We start from the raw sequence: 19730 nt of genomic DNA, 5'->3' as shown, positions 1-19730 counted from the left end.
CTATTCATGGGTATTAAATAAGGAGGCAGTTGTTTTTTCCAGCATGGTATTGGCCAGGCTTTGACGAAAAAGTCGGGAAACGGCCGTTCTTCCGTAGGCACCCATTACCAGGATCTGGCTGCCGCCAAACCGGTTCACAAAACCAGGTAACTCTTCCGAAACTTTCCCGGTTAATCCTTCCACTTCAATATGATCGAAATGCATACTTAACCAATCACCAATATGTTTCTGGTAATCGGGTTCTTTATTTTCCTTTGTGCGGATAGTAACCAGGTAAGCAGGCAGGGAACGCCAATAGGGAAAAAGATAGCAAAAAAGTTTAAAAGCATAAATGCAGGAAAAGTGACCATCATATGCCAGAATTATCCTTTCTATCTGGCTGATGTCCTCCCTGAGTAATAACACGGGACAATGGGCATCCGAAAGAAGATCCTTAAAGGTGATATTCAGCGGAAAGTACAAAAGATCCGAAAGACTGATCCGGGCATCAGCCAATATAACATCAGCGAAAGCAGTGTTTTCCAAGACTTCATCCAGGGTGAAATTTCCTTCCTCTATAGAATGGCTCACTCCGGTTCCCGAAAAGGTATGCCGGATCTGAACCAGGTTATCCTCCAGTAATCGTCTGTCCTTTTCCTGCTCTTTTTCCATGACAGAAAGATCGGTGGTCAAAGGATGTATAAGGTTCGAAATATAAGACCGGCGTAAAAGAATGACCTGTACAAAAGATTTATCCGATTGCACGATGCTTAGCACCGAAGTTAGCAGGTGCGAGGAATTATGTACTCCATCCAGCAAGAGCAGTATTCTTTTCATACGGCGTTTATAGGACTGCCGCATATCCTATGCCATGCGGGTAATGGACCGCCAAAATATAGTTGTATCAGGCCCCAGCCCTCTGTGGCGTAACGACATACTAAAATATCGCTCAATACACCCGAAAAATCTCCCCGGAATTCAGCCCCTCGATACTGTTCTTATAGGCCTCGACTAAACGTGCCATCGTAACAGGTTTCAAATCAGGGAACAAATGCTGGTAATCGCCAGCCGAGTCCTCGGCCATTCCAGGACTTACAACATTTACCCGGAGACTGTCTTTTAGTTCCAATGCCGCAGAAAGAGCAAAACTATGGAGAGCTCCGCTGATCATCCCGCCGCCTGTAACTCCGTGAGCCGGGTAGTCACCAAAAACCCCGGATGTCAGGGTAAAACTCCCACCCGCATTCAGGTATTGCTGACCGATCAATACCAGGTTGATCTGTCCGAATAATTTACCCTTCATATTTTCCAACAGGTCTTTTTCCGTCAGGGTTAGGAAATTATCCATCGCCCCGGAAGCGGCTACACAAACACAGGCATCAAGCCCCGTGACCTTTTCATACAATTGGCGAATGGAATGCTCGGATGTAATATCCACCTGCACATCCCCGCTAGTCCTTCCTGCAATAAGAATCTCATGTTTGGGATCAAGACTTTGAACGATTTTTTTGCCTAAAGTTCCACCTCCGCCTATTATAAGGATCTTCATATGCGTCTATTTAAAAATAAGGACAACCTTAAATCAAGATCAAACTCAAATCAACAACAAAGTTAACGATCCATCCCAAAAAAAATGGAGCCCCTGGAAAAGGGCCCCAAACTGCATGATTAGAAAATTCAAAAGGGTAGATCAAAAAATAAATATTCGGAAATTGGATCCTAAAAACTATAGATTCGGATTAATACTGGCGTCGGATAACGGAACGGGGAACCAATAATTGGCCTTGGTGATCGTTCCGATCGGTTTCAGATCTGCGGAATTTTTGTTGGCATTCACGGATTCCACGATTTCCAAACGTTGCAGATCGAACCAGCGGGTCGTACCTTCTCCGGCAAATTCCCAGGCTCTTTCGTTCACAATGGCATCGGTAAAATCAGGACCGGAAAGGCCGGCGGCCAGATCGGTTAATCCTGCCCTGGCACGAACGGCATTGACTGCTGCATAGGCATCGCCATTGGGCGCTCCGTCTGCACGGGCCTGTGCTTCGGCATAGATCAGGAGTACATGCGCATAACGGATCATATGAACCGGCATGGAGGACCACCAATGGTCGTTGTGTTCGATCCGGAATTTGCCATAATATGGATGACCGGATACGCTGTTCTGCCAGGGCACCTGTGTTCCGTCTCCTTTGGTGAAGATGGTATGGAAAGTAATATCTTTTCTTTTACCTGCCGGGAAATTGAGGAAGAAGTTGATCTCGGATTCATAATCTTCCCATCCGCCTTCTTCAGCAGGAATGGTCGGCGCACCGGCCAGGGAGTTCGTGGAACCACCATAATTCTCCGAAGTATGGAAGGCCATTACTTCTTCTTTCGTTCCGATGGCGCTTGCATTACCGGCCCAAAGGACGGCGAAGTCGACCAGGTCAAAACCATAAAGTGTTTTATTATCAATCACTTCCTTGGCCTTGGATGCCGCCAGCGCATATTTGGAATTATCCTTGATGGGCCATCCGGCTTCGGTCAGGTATACATCGGCCAGCAGGGCTTTAGCCGTTCCTTTGTTTGGTCTGCCCGGATCGCGTTTGGCATCGGGTAATAAGTTTTCAGAAAGAGCCAGATCGGCTTCAATCACCTTATAGACATCGGCGGGCTCTGATTTTTTCATGTTGAGCAATTCCGGCGTGATGGCATCGGCAGGCTCGGTGATCAGGGGAATGGGGCCCCAGCCTCTTGTCAGCCAATAATAACCTAATGCCCGCAGGAAATGGGCTTCTCCGACAATACCATCTATTTTGGTCTGGTCGCCGGAGATCGTTGGCGCACTGGCGATAACTTTGTTGGCGCCCTGGATCATTTTATAACAGCCATTCCAGATCATGGCAATATGCGAATTGGCAGAAGTAACGCTGAACTGGTCGATCTGCCGGAAATCGGCTTTATTACCTCCCACGATCGTTGTCAGATCATCGCCTCCCATGGAAAATCCCTGTGTGCTGGAATTGATAAATCCCCTGGCCCAGGTCCTGGTCACTCCTTTGTAAGAACCCGTCAACGCAGCATCGAGGCTGGTCACGTCGAAGATGGCGGTTGGCCCGTCGATCAGTCCCTTCGGATTTTCATCCAGGAACTTTTTACAACCGGTCATCGATCCGGTTGCAGCGATATAAGCAAAAATGATAAGATACTTTTTCATGTTATACTTTTAAGAACGGTTAATCTATCAGGTTACCACTCATTGGTTTGGTACCCGGCTAATTAAAATACCAGCTTTACGCCTAACGTATAGGTTTTGTTATTTGGATAAGCACCCTGGTCTACCCCTTGCTGGGTATCGGACACAAAACCGCTTCCATTGACCCCGTCGGCCTGGTTGGAATTCGATTCAGGATCTATGCCTTTGTATTTGGTGAAGGTCAGCAGATTGGTCGCACCGGCGAAGATCGACAGCGAGGCCACATTATGCAGGACCGATTTTTTGATCAGGTAGGATAAGCTCAGATTTTTCAACCGTAAGAAATCCGCCTTCTCGATAAAACGTGATGATTGCGACAGGGAGTTGGTGTTCGCACCGCTGAAGGCAGGAATATTCGAGGTCTCATTGGTACCGGGAATATACCTGCTCTTTATATCGTTGAACAGCACTTCTTTGGCATCGGTGCTTCCCAGCATACCGAAAGCATAGGAGTAGTTCAGTTTATCCAGACCGAAAAGACCCTGGAAAAATACATTCAGGGTAAATGCCTTATAGGTCACCGTATTGTTCCATCCCAGCGAAGACGTTGGCAGGGCATGACCGATGATCATATAATCCTTGGTATCGATCACACCGTCATTGTTGATATCGGTGTAACGTGCATCACCCGGAAGCACTTTATATTTTGTCGCTTCGGCCGCATCCTTGGGTTTGTAGGTTCCTTCGAAGTTATAACCAAAAAAGGAACCGATTGGGCTGCCGGGTTTCAGGATGAACTCGTTAAAACGGATATCCTTACGGCCTTTACCCAGGCTGACCAGGGTGTTTTTGATAAAAGATACCGTTACGGAACTTGTCCAGTTGATCTCTTTTCCGTTGAAGGCATTGGTGGTCAGTGAAAATTCCCAGCCTTTATTCTGCATATCTCCTACATTGGAAAGGATCGAATTGCCGCCCAGGTAACCTGGCACCGGCTGGCTTAATAAGAGGTTGCGCGTTTTTTTGTTAAAATAATCAGCCGAGAAAATGACGACTCCCTTGAGCAGTTCGAAATCGGTTCCGATGTTCACCTGTTCGGTAGTTTCCCATTTCAGGTTTGGATTACCGGGATTGCCCAGTGCGATCCCGGATACCAGTGGGCCGCCGTTACCGTTGAATACCGCGCCGGCATCATCGGGATTGGTCGTATAACCGGAGAGCGTACCATAGGGATTGATACCCTGGTTACCGGTCAGACCCCAGCTTCCTCTTAATTTAAGATTTTTGACTGCCGTTACATCCTGCATAAAAGATTCTTCGGAAATTCTCCACGCAAGGGCGGCGGAAGGGAATACGCTGTATTTATTCTTCCCCTGGAATTTGGAAGATCCATCACGGCGTAATGAACCCGATACGAGGTATTTGTCCTTATACCCGTAATTGACCCTGCCCAACACGGATAAAAGGCTCCATTCGCTGTACCCCGAACCTACCTGTGAAGATGTGGAAAGAGACAGATTATTATAAGACTGGTTCGGATAGATCAGGCCGTTAACACCTACATTAAAACCGGAAGCCGTAAATTTCTGCGTTTCGAATACACCCGTTACTTCCAGGCTATGTACTTCATTAAAGATCTTTTTGTAGGTCAGGTTGTTGGTGTTCTGCAACAGGATATTCTCACCCGAGCTCCTGTTGGCGGAAGGCACATTACCGGTGATGGCCGGTCCGAAATAACCCTTGTGCTGATTATTGGTATAATCGATACCCACCTGCACGTCCAGGGATAATTCAGGCGTGAAACGGTAACGCAGACCACCCAGTGCATTCAGATTGGTCCTTTCGTCGCGGTTGTCCGTTTGTTCGGCGAGGGCGAGCGGATTCTGAAAGATGGAACTGGTCGGATCCTTTATCGTGTAGTTGCCTTTATCGTCATAGACCGGGGTCGTGGGTGCCCAGGCCAGGGCCTGTCCTAATGCACCGCCTCTGGCGCCGGTTCCGCCGGTATTGTGATTTTCCCGGCGTATGCCTGCGAAATTAAAACGGATCGAAAATTTATCGGAGATCTGCGAAGCAATATTGGTACGCAGGGAATATCGTTTGAAATCGGAGTTTTTGATCACTCCATCCTGGTCCAGGTAATTGGCATTGATGCGATAACTTGTCTTATCCGATCCACCCGAAAAACCCAGCTGATATTCCTGTGCACCGGCATGACGGAAGATCTCGTCCTGCCAGTCGGTCCCGCCGTTCTGTACAAAGTTCGTTATCTGTGCATCGGTGAAACGGGGTACATAGGTAGACCCGGCAGGGGTCAGGGCAAGGGCACGGGCATTTACCGTCTTGGCAAAATCCCCGGCATTCATGATATCATATTTTTTGATCACGGAGGAAGTGGACACACGGGTCATAAAATCAACCTGCATGGCTCCTTTTTTACCGGTCTTGGTGGTGATGATGATCACCCCGTTGGCACCCCGGCTTCCGTAAATGGCCGTTGAGGAGGCATCTTTTAAGATAACTACATTGGCGATATCTTCTGCATTGATATTATTGAAATCGGCTCCCACAAAACCATCCACTACGTATAAGGGATTGTTGTCCCCGGTCAGGGAGTTGGTTCCCCTGATCCTGATCCGGACATCGCCGCCGGGTGATCCTGAAGAACTGGTCACCTGTACGCCCGTTGCCCGGCCTTGTAAAGCCTGGTCGAGACGGGTTACCGGCTGACTTTCGAAATCCTTACTGGATACGGTGGCCAGTGCGCCGGTCACATCCGTTTTTTTCTGGGTACCATACCCAATCACTACGGCCACATCGATCCTGGCGTCATCCAGTTTCAGGACGATGCTGACAGAACCGGTTTTGGAAACGGGGATTTCACGGGTTTGAAACCCGATATAGGAGATGATCAGGGTGCCGCCGCCATCGGGGACCTGGAGATTGAAATTCCCGTTGGCATCCGCCGTCGTTCCCCGGTTGGACCCTTTCAATTTGATGGAGGCATCGGCCAATGGTTTGCCGCTCTCATCTTTGATCGAACCGCTGATATCCATCGGCGGAGGAGGCGCCTCGATGGTAGCGGCCGTATGTACGATCACCCTGGGTTTGACGATAATGATCTTATTGGATATCGTATATTCCAGGGGCTGATCTTTAAAACAGATGGCCAGTACATCGTCCACTTCCGCGTCCTTGACATGGATATCGATGGGGCGTGCCTTTTTCAGCAGGTCAAGATCATAAAAGAACAGGTATCCGCTCTGGACATTGATCTTTTTGAAAATCTTTTCCAGCGAAGCCTTTCTTTCCGAAAGTGTCACCTTCTGGGCCAGGCCAGTGGCGCTCACCTGGAGACAGGCCGCGAAAAATAAAATGACGGTTATCTTCATGATCCGCATTGTTTTACTGCTTGCCCAGGCGCTTTGGCAAACAGTGATTAGTAGTGGGGGTTTACAAAGAGCCTTAAAATGCATAACTTTAATTGTTTTAGGTTAATTAATAAGCAGTCTTTAGCGGATTGTTATATCAAAAGTTAGCCTGAACTATTCGCCGGGGAGTGCCTCTAACACTACCCGGTTTTTGTTTTTGGTCAACTCGGTAAAACCATATAGGCGGTCACCATATCAGGTGGTCACCATATAATCAGGTGGTCACGGTAAGCCTGTTACCTTCGAGCCGGAAATGGATCTGGTTCAATTCCAGGATCTTAAGGGTTTCAGATAATTTCAGGTTACGGAATACCTTCCCCGTAAACCGGCGTTTGGGCATCGGGCCTTCATACTTTACCTCCAGATCATACCACCTGGCCAACTGGCGCATGATCAGGGGCAGATCGGCCCCGTTAAAGGAAAACAAACCATTTTTCCAGGCCACGGATTCCTCTATATCCGCATCCTCTACCAGGCTGATGCCCGGGTTGCTGCCGCTGCCGCCGCACAAGGCCTGCTGACCCGGTTTCAGCAAGGTGGCATCAGTCCCCTTCAACACTTTCACAGCCCCTTCCAGCAGGGTGGTTTTTTTTACCGTTTCATCCCTATAGGCATTCACATTAAAATGGGTCCCGAAAACGTCCACTTCCATTCCGTCCGTCATTACCTTAAAAGGCATCTTCGCATTGGGTGCCACCTCGAAATAGGCCTCCCCGAGCATCTCCACCTTTCTTTCCTTGCCGGAGAAACCCGTCGGATAAGTGATGGAAGAAGAGGCATTCAGCCATACCTGCGTGCCATCGGGTAAGGTCAGTTTGTACTGTCCGCCTTTAGGAGTGGTCATCGTATTGTATAAAATGGAAGCAGGTGATTTTCCCGGGGCTCCGGGAGCTCCTGCATTATTTGCTCCTCCGGCTGCCTGGTAAGCCAGTTGGCCATTGGCCAGTTTGACGACATGCGTATTGCCCTGCTCGGCCAGGGTGCCATTGGCCGCTCCGGTCAGCGTGACCTTGGATCCGTCCGATAAAGTAAGAACGGCCTTATTGCCGCCGGGCTCTATGTCATTCTTTATTTCGGGAGCCGGTACTTTTACGGCTACCGGCAGCGGGCTGTTATGATTATTGAACCAAAGAAAAGTGCCGGAACCAAGAAGGATCAGGAAGACAGCGGCCGCGGCAGCGGGTCGTTTGAACAGACGAAAGGAACGAAAGGATCTTCCCGTTGATTTGTCCGATGGCTCTTGTTGTATGGAAAGGGTATCCGCTCCCTTTTGCCCGGCCTTGACCAGCATTTGGCGGAACATCTGATCGATCTCTCCTTTATCGGAAAGACCGCTATACGCTCGTTGTTGTAATTTTTCACCCAGGACCTGGCGGAGTATGTCCAGATTTTCAGGTTCTTTGACGGCGTTCAGGAATAGGCTCAATTCGGCAGGATCGAGATCATTCTGCAGGAACCTTTCTAACAAAAGTTCGAATTCAGGCATAGTGCAATCGTTTTTACAGTAACCCGGATGGTTTGGTAGATTATCCGAAGGTTAATTTTTCATATGGGTGCCCAACCGGGTTTTTGCCCGTTCTCTAATAGGAGATGGTCACGTGTCAGTAATAAAGACGGATGCGGGGAAAAATAGGGAGCGCCGGGAAGAAAATATTTTTTTGAGGGCACTCAACCATTAATTAAATCCAGGCAGCATTAAGCTGGCCAGGTACCCAAAAAAGACGGGCAGCAATTCGGCATGTTCGGAAAGATATTTGCGCAGATGGCAGATGGCGCGGACGATATAACTTTTGACGCTTTCTTTGGAGATGCCCATTTTTTGAGCGATCTCTTCATGACGGAGACCCTGGAAACGGCTGAGACAAAAAGCCTTTCGCTGCTGTTCGGGCAGGATACCGATCCCCCGGTGAAGGATCTCTTCCATCTCCTTTAGTTCGAAGCTGTGCGATGGACTTAGGGAGGTCTCGTCGAAATATTCTTTCAGATAGGTTTCATTGCCGGCGGTGAAGACTTTTTGACGAAGACGATCGAAGATCACATTTCGGGCAACGATAAAAAGATAGGATTTAAATTCGTTGACTTCTCTTAATTTTTCTTTATTGACCCAGATGCGTGCAAATACGTCCTGCGCAAGATCCTGCGATAATTCTCTGGACTTCGTAAATAAAAATGCGGTGGAGAAAACTTCGTCCCAGTAGGTGGTAAACAATTGCTTGTAGGCGACCTCATGGCCGTCGGCTACCTGCAGCAGCAGTTCTTTCTCGTTAAGCAAAGCAATCAGTGCCATACCCTTGTCTTCAGCGTTTGGACCATTAAAAATAATAATAAATTAGAATATCTAAGGGTTTTTTTGATAAAGGTTGCCTATTGACGGATAAGGCGGCAATTAAGACTGGTAAAGATATCTGTCATACGGACATTTAAGCAGGGAAGCAGGATGGGCCAGGATGGTTGACCGGTTATCTGCCAATTAAATTGTAAATTCGATCTGCTGTGGAAGGGCAGATGAAATTCGCCTACGAAGAACTTTTCTGATGATAAAGAGGTATGACAAATGAACGCATGAAGCATACAAGAGCGGTTTTGATCACCCTGATGCTGGCCACTTCGATGGCGGCCATCGACAGCAGTATCGTTAATGTATCCCTGCCGGTGATCCGCAACCAGTTCAGGGCGGAGATCGACCAGGTGGAATGGGTGGTCACTGCCTATATGATCTCTTTTTGTTTGTTTATGCCGTTGATCAACTGGCTGAAAAAAAGAGTCGGCTACTATAATCTGTTCCTGCTCAGTGTGGGTGTCTTTACCATCGGCTCCCTGCTCTGCAGCCTGTCGGGCAGCCTGCAAATGTTAGTGGTGGCAAGGATCATACAGGCTACCGGCGGCGGCGCCATCTCCCCTACCTCCCTGGCTATTCTGAGCGAAACTTTCCCGAAAGAAAAGCGGGGCAGTGCCATTGGCTGGTGGGGCATCGGCAATGTCATGGGGCCGGCGCTGGGACCAACCCTGGGTGGCGTACTTACGCATTATTTCGGCTGGCAATCCGTATTTTATGTCAATATTCCCATCGGCATCCTTACGGTATTACTCACGACCAGGTACCTGAATTTTCTGAAGATCCAGCCACGGGAAAACACCAAATTCGATCTTTCCGGGCTCTTCTTTTTTGCGCTCTTCATTGTATCTGTCCAGTATACCATCTCCCTGATCGCCAAACATTCTTTTCTTCCCTGGGAAATGCTTTCCGGGGTTACCGTAATTGTAGCTTCTCTTACCTTATTTATCCGCATTTCACGCAAACCGAATGCTTTGCTGGATCTGACGGTATTCCGGTCAGCTACCTTTATCAATTCCTCCATCATTATCGTCATCCGTTCGGTGGCCCTTTTCGGAGGGATGTTCTTCCTGCCCTTTTTGTTACAAGGTCTTTTGGGGTATACGGCCATCCAATCCGGTTTGCTGATGCTGCCCAATGCCTTAATGATGCTGGTCTCCCGGCCTTATGCCGGTAAGAAGGCCGATCAGGGCTTTATACGAACGATCTCCCTGATCGGGATCGTACTGGTCGCCGTCTCGATGTACCTGTTCTCCCGTATCCATGTGGGCGCTACGATCGCGCTGATCATTCTGCCCATGGTGGTCCGGGGTCTGGGTATGAGCTTCCTGGTGGCGCCTGTCTCGACAGCCCTGCTCAATTCGGTCCGGCAGGACCAGACTGCCTCGGCGACCTCCATGAACAGCTTGTTGCAGCAATTGGGGGGATCCATCGGCATCGCCCTTTTTGGGGTCATCCATAGTTTTATTTACCAGCATTATTTAGCCAAGTCTTATACGGATAGCCTGGCGGAGCATTTTGCACTCCAGGACGGGTTCCTTATCGCTGCCCTGGTGATCAGTCTGGCCCTTATTCCGGGGTGGAAATTGCCCGAAATCAGTGCTCTTACCAGAAAGGATCCGGTTATTTCGGACTGATTACTTAAATTGTGGTGGCCCGGATCTTGCATAAATCATAGATTTTCGCCCATATAAGGAATGCTAAACTCACGAACCGGGTTTCACCCGGTTAATGCCGCAAAATTTGAACAGGCCCTGTAAATGCTAACTAAATGATTGACCAATACCGTTTTGACAACGAGTTTTATAAGAATATACTGGAGAGCCTGGAAGATTACGGCGTTTTTACCACGGATAACGAGGGCATCGTAACCAGTTGGAATAAAGGAGCTGAACATGTATTGGGTTATACCGAAGAGGAGATCTGCGGGCTGTCGGCCACTATAATTTTTACCGAAGAGGACAACAACAACGGTATTCCTGCTCATGAGTTCACCGAAGCCCTGGAAAAAGGCCGGGGAACCGATGAGCGTTATCACCTCAGAAAAGACGGATCCCTGTTCTGGGCCAGCGGCCTGGTCTTTCCCTTATATGACAGCAATGATCTGCATATCGGGTTTACCAAGATCCTGCGCAATCTGAGTAACCGCCGGGAGGCGGAAAAAGAGGTCCTGGAAGCAAGGCGTTATGCCCAAAGCATCGTGGAAACCTCCAAGGAGCCTATTTTGATCCTGAACGTCGATCTGACGATCAATTCCGCCAGTAAGTCCTTCTACCGCCTGTTCCGGCTGAACAAACCGGAAGTGGAAAACAAGAACTTATTCGAAGTGCTCGGAACCCAGGTGGATCCGCAGCCTTTACAAGAACAGATGCAGAAGTACGACAGTTTTGAAAATTTCGAACTGGCCTATATCTCCCACTCAAAAGAAGAACATCTGCTCCAGGTCTCCAGCCGGAAAGTCTTTCAAACCTTCAAATCCATCGGTCAGTTCCTGATGACCTTTGAGGATGTAACTTTTCACCGGAAGATGGAAAGGGCAAGGGAAGATTTTATCAGTATTGCCAGTCACGAACTGAAAACCCCAATCTCCATCATCAAATCCTATGCACAGATCCTGTCCCTGGAGCTGGAAGGCACGGCCAATGAACGGATAACCTCTACCCTGGAACGGATCTTTGTACAGTCCGAACGTCTTACCACCCTCACCTCCTTATTACTGGATGCCTCGACCCTGATGACCGGGACCATCGAGCTCAAAAAAGATCCTTTTGTCCTGCTGGAACTGGTCCTGGAAATCGTAAATGACAGTAAGTCCTGGAATCATAAACACCAGGTGATCATAGAGAAAGTGGCCGATGTTACTGTGCTGGCGGATCGTTTCCGGATCGGTCAGGTCATTACCAATCTGCTCACCAATGCCATTAAATATTCACCCGATGCCGAAAAGGTGCTGGTCAATATAACCGTTGACAAGGTCAAAAAGACCGTTCGCACAGCCATCACCGATCAGGGTATGGGGATCCCGGAAGATAACCAGGCCGATCTTTTCAAACGTTTTCACCGGATCGATAATGTCCGGCGCGCGAAGATCGAAGGGTTCGGAATGGGTCTTTATATTTCCTCCGAGATCATTAAAGCGCATGAGGGTAAGATCGGGTTGAACAGTAAACTTAACGAGGGTTCGACCTTTTATTTCGATCTCCCGCTGCTGTAATCCCTTCAAAAAATCCGAATTTATAGCCAAACCTGAGATTTCAGTGAAGATTTTTGTATAAATTACGGCCTTATGGCTTTGATCATTCTGAACGTAATTTTTTGCATCGCCTTCCTGGGTTTCGCCTATGTTAATTTGAACGATATTGACGCCTGGCTTTGGGTGACGATTTACCTGGTCGCGGCCATTTCCTGCGGGCTGGCTATTTTTCAAAAATTTTACCCTAAAATTTATCTGGGCGCTATTGCCTTTTACCTGGTATATGCCGTCATCCTTTTCTTTTCCAAAGACGGTGTGCGTGACTGGATAACAAAATATAACAGGCAGAGCCTCGTAGAAAGTATGCAGGCCACCAAACCTTATATTGAAAAAACAAGAGAATTTTTCGGATTGCTGATGATCAGCACCGCCTTAGCCATAAACTTTTTTGCTGCGTCTTAAATAGTTATCACTGAAGTTCAAAACCCGACCGTGTTTCCATATCAAATCGAACCCCTAAAAACGCTCCTTTCGGAATTAATCCGATCATCTCTTACCGCTGAGACAGGGGAATGGTTAACAGGCAGAAGTACTCCAACGAATTTAACGGATGCAAAGTCCTTCAACCAGACTTTTGCCATCCTGCCCCGAAAAACGGGTAAATCCATTATCCAGGTAACCAATATACAAGCAAACGAAATTCAACGGCTTCGTCCGGGTTTTTCCATCAACGGCTGGACGACCGACCGTTTATGCCGGGTATGGTTGCTGCTGCAAATCGATCCGTCGGATAAGGAAATCTATTCCGGCCGGATCAACCAATTATTCCGGAATGCAGAAATGAATGAACAGGTAGCTTTGTATTCGGCCCTACCCCTGCTGGCTTATCCGGAGAACTGGAGCAAACTTTGTGCGGAAGGGATCCGTTCGAATATCGGCGACGTGCTGGAAGCGATCCTTTGTGATAATCCTTATCCTTCAGAACAGTTGAACGAACCGGCCTGGAACCAGTTGGTGTTAAAGGCATTTTTTACGGAAAAACCGATAGACCGGATCATTGGGTTGGATCAACGGACAAACCGGGAATTAGCGGGCATCCTGTCGGATTATGCCCATGAAAGATGGGCCGCTCACCGGCTTGTCCACCCCCAGTTATGGCGTTGCGTGGGAAAGTTTATCGATGAACGGATCTTTCCGGATATTAAAAAAATAGCCCTTTCGGAAAACCCGGTCGAACGGGAGGCGGCGGCTTTAGCTTGTGCGGACAGCGATTATGCGCCGGCAAAAGAATTACTGGAAAGTAACAAAGAGCTGAAAACAAGGATAGTCAACGGGTATTTATCCTGGAGATCAATAGCCGGAACATTACCGGGTATTAAATAGTTGGAATTTAAATAATTAAAAAAGAGCCTGATGTGCTGCAGTAATAACCTTCATGAAAAGGATCTTTTGACAGAAAAAGATCTTCAACCGGGAACTGAAGTTCCCTTCTTCCGGGACCAGATCAAAGGCATGCAATTTTTTGATCCGCATGTACATATGACTTCCCGGACAACGGATGATTACCAGGCGATGGCCGATGCCGGTGTGGTTGGTCTGATCGAACCGGCTTTCTGGCTCGGCCAGCCCCGCACGGGTCTCGATACCTTCCGGGATTATTACAGCAGCCTGATCGGATGGGAACGTTTCCGCTCATCCCAGTTCGGCATTAAACATTATTGTACCATCGGTTTGAATTCCCGGGAGGCGAATAATGAAGCCCTGGCCGAACAGGTCATGGAGATCCTTCCCTTTTTTCTGTATAAGGAAGGCGTGGTTGGCGTGGGTGAAATTGGTTTTGACGATCAAACCGTAGCGGAAGAAAAATATTATCGTTTGCAATTGGCCCTGGCTAAGGAAGCGGGTTTGCCGGTACAGATCCATACTCCCCACCGCGATAAAAAAAGAGGAACGGAGCGCAGCATGGATATCGCGCTGGAACATGGTTTGGATCCCTATACAGTGATTGTAGATCACAACAATGAAGAGACGGTAAAGTCTGTATTGGACAAAGGTTTCTGGGCAGCCTTCACCATTTATCCCTTTACAAAAATGGGGAACGAACGAATGGTGGATATCGTCAAAGAATATGGCACCGAACGTATCATGATCAATTCCGCCGCCGACTGGGGCATCAGCGATCCGCTCGCCGTTCCCAAAACCGCTGCCCTTATGAAGGTTCGGGGCATCGACGATGAATCGATCCGCCTGGTGACCTATCAGAATGCCATTACTGCTTTTGCGCAGAGCGGTCAGCTCAACGAAGCCGATTTCGCAGCGGTGAAGGTCATCGACCAAAGCAGCAAGTTTGAGAGCAATACTGTTCTGCGGGGTGGACAACAGCCAAGGATTGATAAAGATTCTTTGATCATTAAGTAGAGATAGATAATTAGATTGGTAGATTTAGTGCTCACTAAAACAGATGTCGATAGATGCAGATGAATAAATTGATAGGTTTTCTCCGTTTAATGCGTTTGGCAAATATTGTTACAGCTATCAGCGATATCCTGGCCGGGATTGCCATTACCGGATTTTTCTATCATTATTTTGAGGGCCCTTTGCATAACGAAATTTCGATACTGCCTGTATGGCTATTGATCATCTCCACCATTGGTTTATATGGGGGCGGAGTGGTATTGAATGATGTATTCGATGCGGACCTGGATAAAGTAGAACGCCCGGAGCGACCCATTCCCAGCGGTCTGATCAAAAAAAGTGAAGCGGCTTTATTGGGCGTCTTATTACTGGTTACCGGTGTTGTCGCCGCCGCGCTGGTCTTTCCAAATGCCTGGTTCGTTTTTTTCAGTCCTGTACACTATTTTCCATTTACACCCTTTCTTTTGGCAATTGGCATTGCTGTCTCGGCCGTCGTCTATGATAAATGGGGCAAACATCATTCTTTTTTAGGCCCTATCAACATGGGGCTTTGCAGAGGGCTGAATCTGTTATTGGGCATCAGCATTGTTCCTATGGCCTTATCCCAGTATTGGATGATTGGCCTGGTTCCGGTTATTTATATAGCTGCTATTACGATGATCAGCAAAGGAGAAGTACATGGCGGTAAAAAAACCACCCTGTATACGGCTGTTGTTCTCTACAGTTTGGTTATCGCAGCTATTGCCTATGTCGCCTTTACCAGGGGCAATCTTTTGCTTGTTCTTGGTTTCCTGGCGCTTTTCGCTTTGCTGATCTTTCCGCCCTTGGGAAAAGCGATCAAAGAACCAAAAGGGCCCCTGATCGGAAAGGCGGTAAAGGCCGGAGTTATTGCCCTGATCGTCATGAATGCCGCCTGGGCCGCAGCATTCGGCACTGTTTATGTCGCTTTGGCCATATTGTTGCTGCTGCCGCTTTCGTTGCGGCTGGCAAAATTATTTGCCGTCACCTGATCCTGTTGAACCTGATTTTGTTATGAACATTCATTACCCTGTTTAATTACTCTGTATATACGTAGAATTGTTATGGATCATTTACAACAACTATTTACCGTTCGTTTTGAGTATAATGTGTTTTTTACGGAACATCTTTTTTCTTCTGCCAATCCGCAGTTCCGCAACTTCTTACTTTCTCAGCAAACCGATACGGTAAAAAAGATCTTTTTTGTGCTGGATGAAGGCATGGCGGGTAGTCATCCCGATCTGCAGCAACAGATAAAAACATATTTTCAAGGGGAAAAGGCCTTTTCCTTGGTGGAAGATATCCTGGTTATTCCGGGCGGCGAGCAGGCGAAGAACACGACGCTTTATTTTGATAAGATTGTAGGTGCCGTCAATCGATACGGCATTGACCGGCATTCTTATATCGTAGCTATTGGCGGCGGTTCCATTCTTGACCTGGTGGGCTATGCAGCTGCGGTATCACATCGCGGTATAAGGCATATCCGTATTCCTACTACGGTGCTTTCGCAGAACGATTCGGGCGTGGGTGTTAAGAACGGGATCAATTATTCCGGTAAGAAAAATTTCCTGGGAACATTCGCTCCTCCGGCAGCCGTTTTTAACGATTCCTTTTTTCTGACTACCTTAACCGATGGTGAATGGCGTTCGGGTATGTCGGAAGCCGTGAAAGTTGCACTCATCAAAGACAAGGCATTTTTTGAATGGATGGAGGTGAACGCCTCTGCCTTGGTCAGCCGGAATATGCAGGCCATGGATTATTTGATCCGGCGATGCGCCGCTCTGCACCTGGAACATATTGCCGGCGGTGATCCCTTTGAAATGGGTTCTTCCCGGCCTTTGGATTTTGGCCATTGGAGCGCGCATAAGTTGGAACAGTTGTCCGATTTTACCATCCGGCACGGGGAAGCAGTTGCCTTAGGGATTGCCCTGGACAGTGCTTATTCCTTTTTATCCGGCAGGCTGAAAGAGGACGATGCCAAAAGGATCATTTCGTTGTTAACGAATTTGGGGTTTGCCATCAGCCACCCGTTGATGGATATCCGCGATGAAGGAAGCAGGATCCTGATCGGTCTGAATGAATTCAGGGAGCACCTGGGTGGGAAACTAACCATTATGTTGTTACAAGACATTGGCCGGGGTGAAGAAGTCCATGAACTGGATACCCTGCTCTTACGGAAGGCCAGCGAATGGGTGAATATTTAATAAAAGAAACGCATGCAAACCTCCTTCGGACATCTTACATATTGCAGCAATATACATGCGGGTGAGACCTGGGCAGCTCATTTTGCGCAACTGCAGGAGCATATCCCGCTAATCAAACAAAAAATAGCGCCCAATCAGCCTTTTGGTATAGGATTACGTTTGTCCAATATCGCCAGCCTGGAGTTATTGGAAGGATCAAACCTGGACGAATTCCGCAAATGGCTGAAGGAGAACGATTCTTATGTATTTACGATGAATGGATTCCCCTATGGGAGTTTTCATCATACCCGGGTGAAAGACCAGGTTCATGCACCTGACTGGACCACTACCGACCGGGTTGATTACACCATCCGGTTGGCCCATCTGTTATCTGTCCTGTTACCGGAGGGAATGGAAGGTGGTATTTCCACCGCCCCTTTATCTTATGTTCATTGGCATAATACGGGTGGCTCGGATGATATCTTTGAAACGACGACCCTGCATATTTTGCTGGTAACCGAAGAATTGATCCGGTTAAAAGAATTGACCGGCAAACTCATTCATTTGGATATCGAACCCGAGCCTGATGGCCTTTTGGGGGAAGGCAAGGATTTTTTTGAATGGTATACCCGCTACCTTTTACCGATTGGTATCCCCCTTTTACAAAATAAGTTTGGGTATGGTGAAGAAGAAGCCACCGAAGCCATAAAAGATCATGTACAATTGTGTTACGATGTCTGCCATTTTGCGATTGGCTATGAAGATCATGCCGCTGCTATTCGACAATTGCGGTCGTTGGGTATCAAAACCGGCAAAATACAGATCAGTGCTGCCTTAAAAGCCGCTATTCCAGCAGACACTACGGAACGGAAATTAGTAGTGGATGCCTTCAGCGGTTTTGATGAACCTACTTATCTGCACCAGGTGGTCGCCAGGCAACAAGACGGTAGCTTTCAACGATATGCCGATCTGCCGGAGGCATTGGCTGATGCAGAGAACCCGCTTACCCTGGAATGGAGAGCGCATTTTCATGTACCCTTGTTCGTTGAAAATTATGGCGTACTGCAATCCACACAAAAGGATATCGAAGAGGTCCTGGCCATTCATCAACAACAACCCTTCACTTCACATCTGGAAGTAGAAACCTATACCTGGGAAGTATTGCCCGATGGAATGCGATTACCCTTGAATGAATCTATTGCCAGGGAATTAAAATGGGTGATCGATTTGTTGCTAATTAATGATCTTAATGAAGCGTAAACATGCATAAGACCGTCGTTATCGATATTGTTGGATTATCCTCTTCCCTGATCGGAGAACATACTCCCTTCCTGAAAAATTATTGCGCAAAAAAACAGTTGCAAACCATTGCGCCGATGTGGCCGGCGGTGACCACTGCCGTTCAATCCACTTATCTTACCGGGAAATGGCCCAAAGAACATGGCATTGTCGGTAATGGCTGGTATGACCGTACCGATTGCGAAGTAAAATTCTGGAAACAATCCAACAAATTAGTACAGGCCGAAAAGATCTGGGACCGGGCAAAAAAAGCCGATCCTTCTTTTACTGTGGCCAATCTGTTCTGGTGGTATAATATGTATTCCACGGCGGATTATTCCGTAACACCCCGCCCCAATTATCTGGCGGATGGGCGTAAAGCCCCGGATTGTTATTCGCAACCTGCGGAGTGGCGGGATGAATTACAAAAGGAACTGGGACAATTCCCCTTATTTAAATTCTGGGGCCCCGGCGCCGATTTGATTTCTACCCAATGGATAGCCGATGCCACCATCCTCACGGATAAAAAATACAATCCTACCCTTACGCTCGTTTATCTGCCTCATTTGGATTATTGTCTGCAGAAATTCGGGCAGGATTTGTCGAAAATCGATAAGGACTTGCAGGAGATCGATAAGGTGGTCGAACAATTGGTCAACTATTTTACAGGAACCGGTGCCAGGCTCATCCTGTTATCGGAATATGGTATCAGTAATGTCAATCAGCCGGTTCATGTAAACCGGATCCTTCGGGAGAATGGCTTATTGAGCCTGCGGGTGGAAAGGGGATTGGAATTACTGGATGCCGGAGCGTCGAAGGCTTTTGCCGTAGCCGATCACCAGGTAGCGCATATTTATATCAATGATCCATCGGTTACCGACCAGGTAAAAAAGATCGTTGCCGGCATAAAGGGCGTGGAATCGGTATGGGACCGGGAGGATCAGAAAAAATACCATTTGGATCATGAACGGGCCGGTGATCTCGTCTTAACAGCAGATGAAAACAGCTGGTTTACCTATTATTACTGGCTGGATGACGCTAAAGCACCGGATTTTGCCCGATCGGTTGACATCTTCAAGAAGCCGGGCTATGATCCTGTGGAATTGTTTATAACGTCCAAAGCCAGGGCTGCTTATAAACTGTTACGCAAAATGGCCGGGTTGCGTTATGTCATGGATGTTATTCCGCTCGATGCAGGGCTGGTGAAAGGCTCGCATGGGAGGTTATCCACGGATACCCGTTTGCACCCGGTTTTGATAACCGATACGGCGGCTGCTCAGAAAAATATACAGGCTACCGATGTTTATGATATTATTTGGGAGCATTTAATTCCATCTTTTCATAAACCAAAAAGAAAGGATCACCCATAGGACGCCCAAACAAAACCCGGCAATGACATCCGTTGCAAAATGTACGTTCAGGGCGATCCGGCTGAATCCTACGATAAGCGCCAACAGGAGTAGCACGGCGATCAGTAGCCCTTTCCATATCGGCCGCATTTTCGAATCCCAGACCAGGTAGCCTACTATGCTACAAAAGATAACCGCAGATAAAGTATGACCACTGGGGAAACTATAAGTGGTCAATCCTTTTATGATCGGTATCTGTGGGCGCTGCCGGTGAAAAACCTGTTTCAAGGCAGCCATCAAACCCGTACTGCTCAGGACTAAGATAGTAATAAACAGGGCATACCGTTTGTTCTTTTTGATCAAAAAGTACC

16 protein-coding genes are annotated in these 19730 nt (G+C 47.8%); 9 read left to right on the top strand and 7 right to left on the bottom strand.

The features are described from left to right. From ACX0G9_RS22565 to ACX0G9_RS22540, 6 genes are all read right to left on the bottom strand, one after another. Positions 1-816: a hypothetical protein gene (locus ACX0G9_RS22565; RefSeq protein WP_459067228.1), complete on the bottom strand. Its 816-nt coding sequence runs from the start codon at positions 814-816 to the stop codon at positions 1-3. A gap of 112 nt (positions 817-928) precedes the next feature. Beyond that, on the bottom strand, positions 929-1528 hold the full coding sequence (locus ACX0G9_RS22560) for a short chain dehydrogenase (protein ID WP_459067227.1): 600 nt from the start codon (positions 1526-1528) through the stop codon (positions 929-931). Between the two features lie 177 nt (positions 1529-1705). After that, on the bottom strand, positions 1706-3178 hold the full coding sequence (locus tag ACX0G9_RS22555; protein ID WP_459067226.1) for a RagB/SusD family nutrient uptake outer membrane protein: 1473 nt from the start codon (positions 3176-3178) through the stop codon (positions 1706-1708). A gap of 62 nt (positions 3179-3240) precedes the next feature. After that, the gene (locus ACX0G9_RS22550; protein ID WP_459067225.1) at positions 3241-6549 is read right to left on the bottom strand and encodes a TonB-dependent receptor; all 3309 of its coding nucleotides are present in this window, start codon (positions 6547-6549) and stop codon (positions 3241-3243) included. Between the two features lie 253 nt (positions 6550-6802). Next, on the bottom strand, positions 6803-8074 hold the full coding sequence (locus tag ACX0G9_RS22545; RefSeq protein ID WP_459067224.1) for a FecR family protein: 1272 nt from the start codon (positions 8072-8074) through the stop codon (positions 6803-6805). Between the two features lie 189 nt (positions 8075-8263). Continuing rightward, positions 8264-8875 carry an RNA polymerase sigma factor gene (locus tag ACX0G9_RS22540; protein ID WP_459067223.1) on the bottom strand — a complete coding sequence of 204 codons (612 nt, stop codon included), beginning with the start codon at positions 8873-8875 and terminating at the stop codon, positions 8264-8266. Between the two features lie 275 nt (positions 8876-9150). On the opposite strand from ACX0G9_RS22540, the gene ACX0G9_RS22535 reads away from it, so the two are divergent. The 9 genes from ACX0G9_RS22535 to ACX0G9_RS22495 all read left to right on the top strand — a co-directional run bounded on the left by ACX0G9_RS22535 (position 9151) and on the right by ACX0G9_RS22495 (position 19380). Beyond that, positions 9151-10560 carry a DHA2 family efflux MFS transporter permease subunit gene (locus tag ACX0G9_RS22535; protein WP_459067222.1) on the top strand — a complete coding sequence of 470 codons (1410 nt, stop codon included), beginning with the start codon at positions 9151-9153 and terminating at the stop codon, positions 10558-10560. Between the two features lie 134 nt (positions 10561-10694). Then, positions 10695-12137 carry a PAS domain S-box protein gene (locus ACX0G9_RS22530; protein ID WP_459067221.1) on the top strand — a complete coding sequence of 481 codons (1443 nt, stop codon included), beginning with the start codon at positions 10695-10697 and terminating at the stop codon, positions 12135-12137. A 72-nt stretch (positions 12138-12209) separates the two neighbouring features. Then, a complete protein-coding gene (locus ACX0G9_RS22525) occupies positions 12210-12578 on the top strand; it encodes a transmembrane 220 family protein (protein WP_459067220.1) in 369 nt (122 codons plus the stop codon). Positions 12579-12608: 30 nt separating this feature from the next. After that, positions 12609-13499 carry an EboA domain-containing protein gene (locus ACX0G9_RS22520; protein WP_459067219.1) on the top strand — a complete coding sequence of 297 codons (891 nt, stop codon included), beginning with the start codon at positions 12609-12611 and terminating at the stop codon, positions 13497-13499. Between the two features lie 30 nt (positions 13500-13529). After that, positions 13530-14534, top strand: coding sequence for a TatD family hydrolase (locus ACX0G9_RS22515; protein ID WP_459067218.1), 1005 nt, complete (start codon positions 13530-13532; stop codon positions 14532-14534). A 53-nt stretch (positions 14535-14587) separates the two neighbouring features. Further along, a complete protein-coding gene (gene eboC, locus ACX0G9_RS22510) occupies positions 14588-15541 on the top strand; it encodes a UbiA-like protein EboC (protein ID WP_459067217.1) in 954 nt (317 codons plus the stop codon). 72 nt (positions 15542-15613) lie between these two features. Continuing rightward, positions 15614-16753, top strand: coding sequence for a 3-dehydroquinate synthase (locus ACX0G9_RS22505; protein WP_459067216.1), 1140 nt, complete (start codon positions 15614-15616; stop codon positions 16751-16753). A gap of 12 nt (positions 16754-16765) precedes the next feature. After that, positions 16766-17992: a metabolite traffic protein EboE gene (gene eboE, locus ACX0G9_RS22500; RefSeq protein ID WP_459067215.1), complete on the top strand. Its 1227-nt coding sequence runs from the start codon at positions 16766-16768 to the stop codon at positions 17990-17992. Positions 17993-17994: 2 nt separating this feature from the next. Further along, the gene (locus ACX0G9_RS22495; RefSeq protein WP_459067214.1) at positions 17995-19380 is read left to right on the top strand and encodes an alkaline phosphatase family protein; all 1386 of its coding nucleotides are present in this window, start codon (positions 17995-17997) and stop codon (positions 19378-19380) included. On the opposite strand, the gene ACX0G9_RS22490 is transcribed toward ACX0G9_RS22495, so the two are convergent. Further along, a partial coding sequence (locus ACX0G9_RS22490; protein WP_459067213.1) for a phosphatase PAP2 family protein occupies positions 19336-19730 on the bottom strand: 395 nt, incomplete at its 5' end. The two genes, ACX0G9_RS22495 and ACX0G9_RS22490, sit on opposite strands and share 45 nt — an antisense overlap.

It is taken from the genome of Flavitalea flava, assembly GCF_054461575.1.
The sequence above is the reverse complement of the archived record's forward strand: the minus strand, read 5'-3'. Positions and strand labels throughout refer to the sequence as shown.

What these genes read in the sequence shown, in the direction of transcription:
- ACX0G9_RS22515 (WP_459067218.1), top strand. Translation starts at nt 13,530, where the DNA reads ATGTGCTGCAGTAATAACCTTCATGAAAAGGATCTTTTGACAGAAAAA.
- ACX0G9_RS22525 (WP_459067220.1), top strand. Translation starts at nt 12,210, where the DNA reads ATGGCTTTGATCATTCTGAACGTAATTTTTTGCATCGCCTTCCTGGGT.
- ACX0G9_RS22550 (WP_459067225.1), bottom strand. Translation starts at nt 6,549, where the DNA reads ATGAAGATAACCGTCATTTTATTTTTCGCGGCCTGTCTCCAGGTGAGC.
- ACX0G9_RS22555 (WP_459067226.1), bottom strand. Translation starts at nt 3,178, where the DNA reads ATGAAAAAGTATCTTATCATTTTTGCTTATATCGCTGCAACCGGATCG.
- eboC (WP_459067217.1), top strand. Translation starts at nt 14,588, where the DNA reads ATGCAGATGAATAAATTGATAGGTTTTCTCCGTTTAATGCGTTTGGCA.
- ACX0G9_RS22560 (WP_459067227.1), bottom strand. Translation starts at nt 1,528, where the DNA reads ATGAAGATCCTTATAATAGGCGGAGGTGGAACTTTAGGCAAAAAAATC.
- eboE (WP_459067215.1), top strand. Translation starts at nt 16,766, where the DNA reads ATGCAAACCTCCTTCGGACATCTTACATATTGCAGCAATATACATGCG.
- ACX0G9_RS22545 (WP_459067224.1), bottom strand. Translation starts at nt 8,074, where the DNA reads ATGCCTGAATTCGAACTTTTGTTAGAAAGGTTCCTGCAGAATGATCTC.
- ACX0G9_RS22530 (WP_459067221.1), top strand. Translation starts at nt 10,695, where the DNA reads ATGATTGACCAATACCGTTTTGACAACGAGTTTTATAAGAATATACTG.
- ACX0G9_RS22505 (WP_459067216.1), top strand. Translation starts at nt 15,614, where the DNA reads ATGGATCATTTACAACAACTATTTACCGTTCGTTTTGAGTATAATGTG.
- ACX0G9_RS22565 (WP_459067228.1), bottom strand. Translation starts at nt 816, where the DNA reads ATGAAAAGAATACTGCTCTTGCTGGATGGAGTACATAATTCCTCGCAC.
- ACX0G9_RS22495 (WP_459067214.1), top strand. Translation starts at nt 17,995, where the DNA reads ATGCATAAGACCGTCGTTATCGATATTGTTGGATTATCCTCTTCCCTG.
- ACX0G9_RS22540 (WP_459067223.1), bottom strand. Translation starts at nt 8,875, where the DNA reads ATGGCACTGATTGCTTTGCTTAACGAGAAAGAACTGCTGCTGCAGGTA.
- ACX0G9_RS22535 (WP_459067222.1), top strand. Translation starts at nt 9,151, where the DNA reads ATGAAGCATACAAGAGCGGTTTTGATCACCCTGATGCTGGCCACTTCG.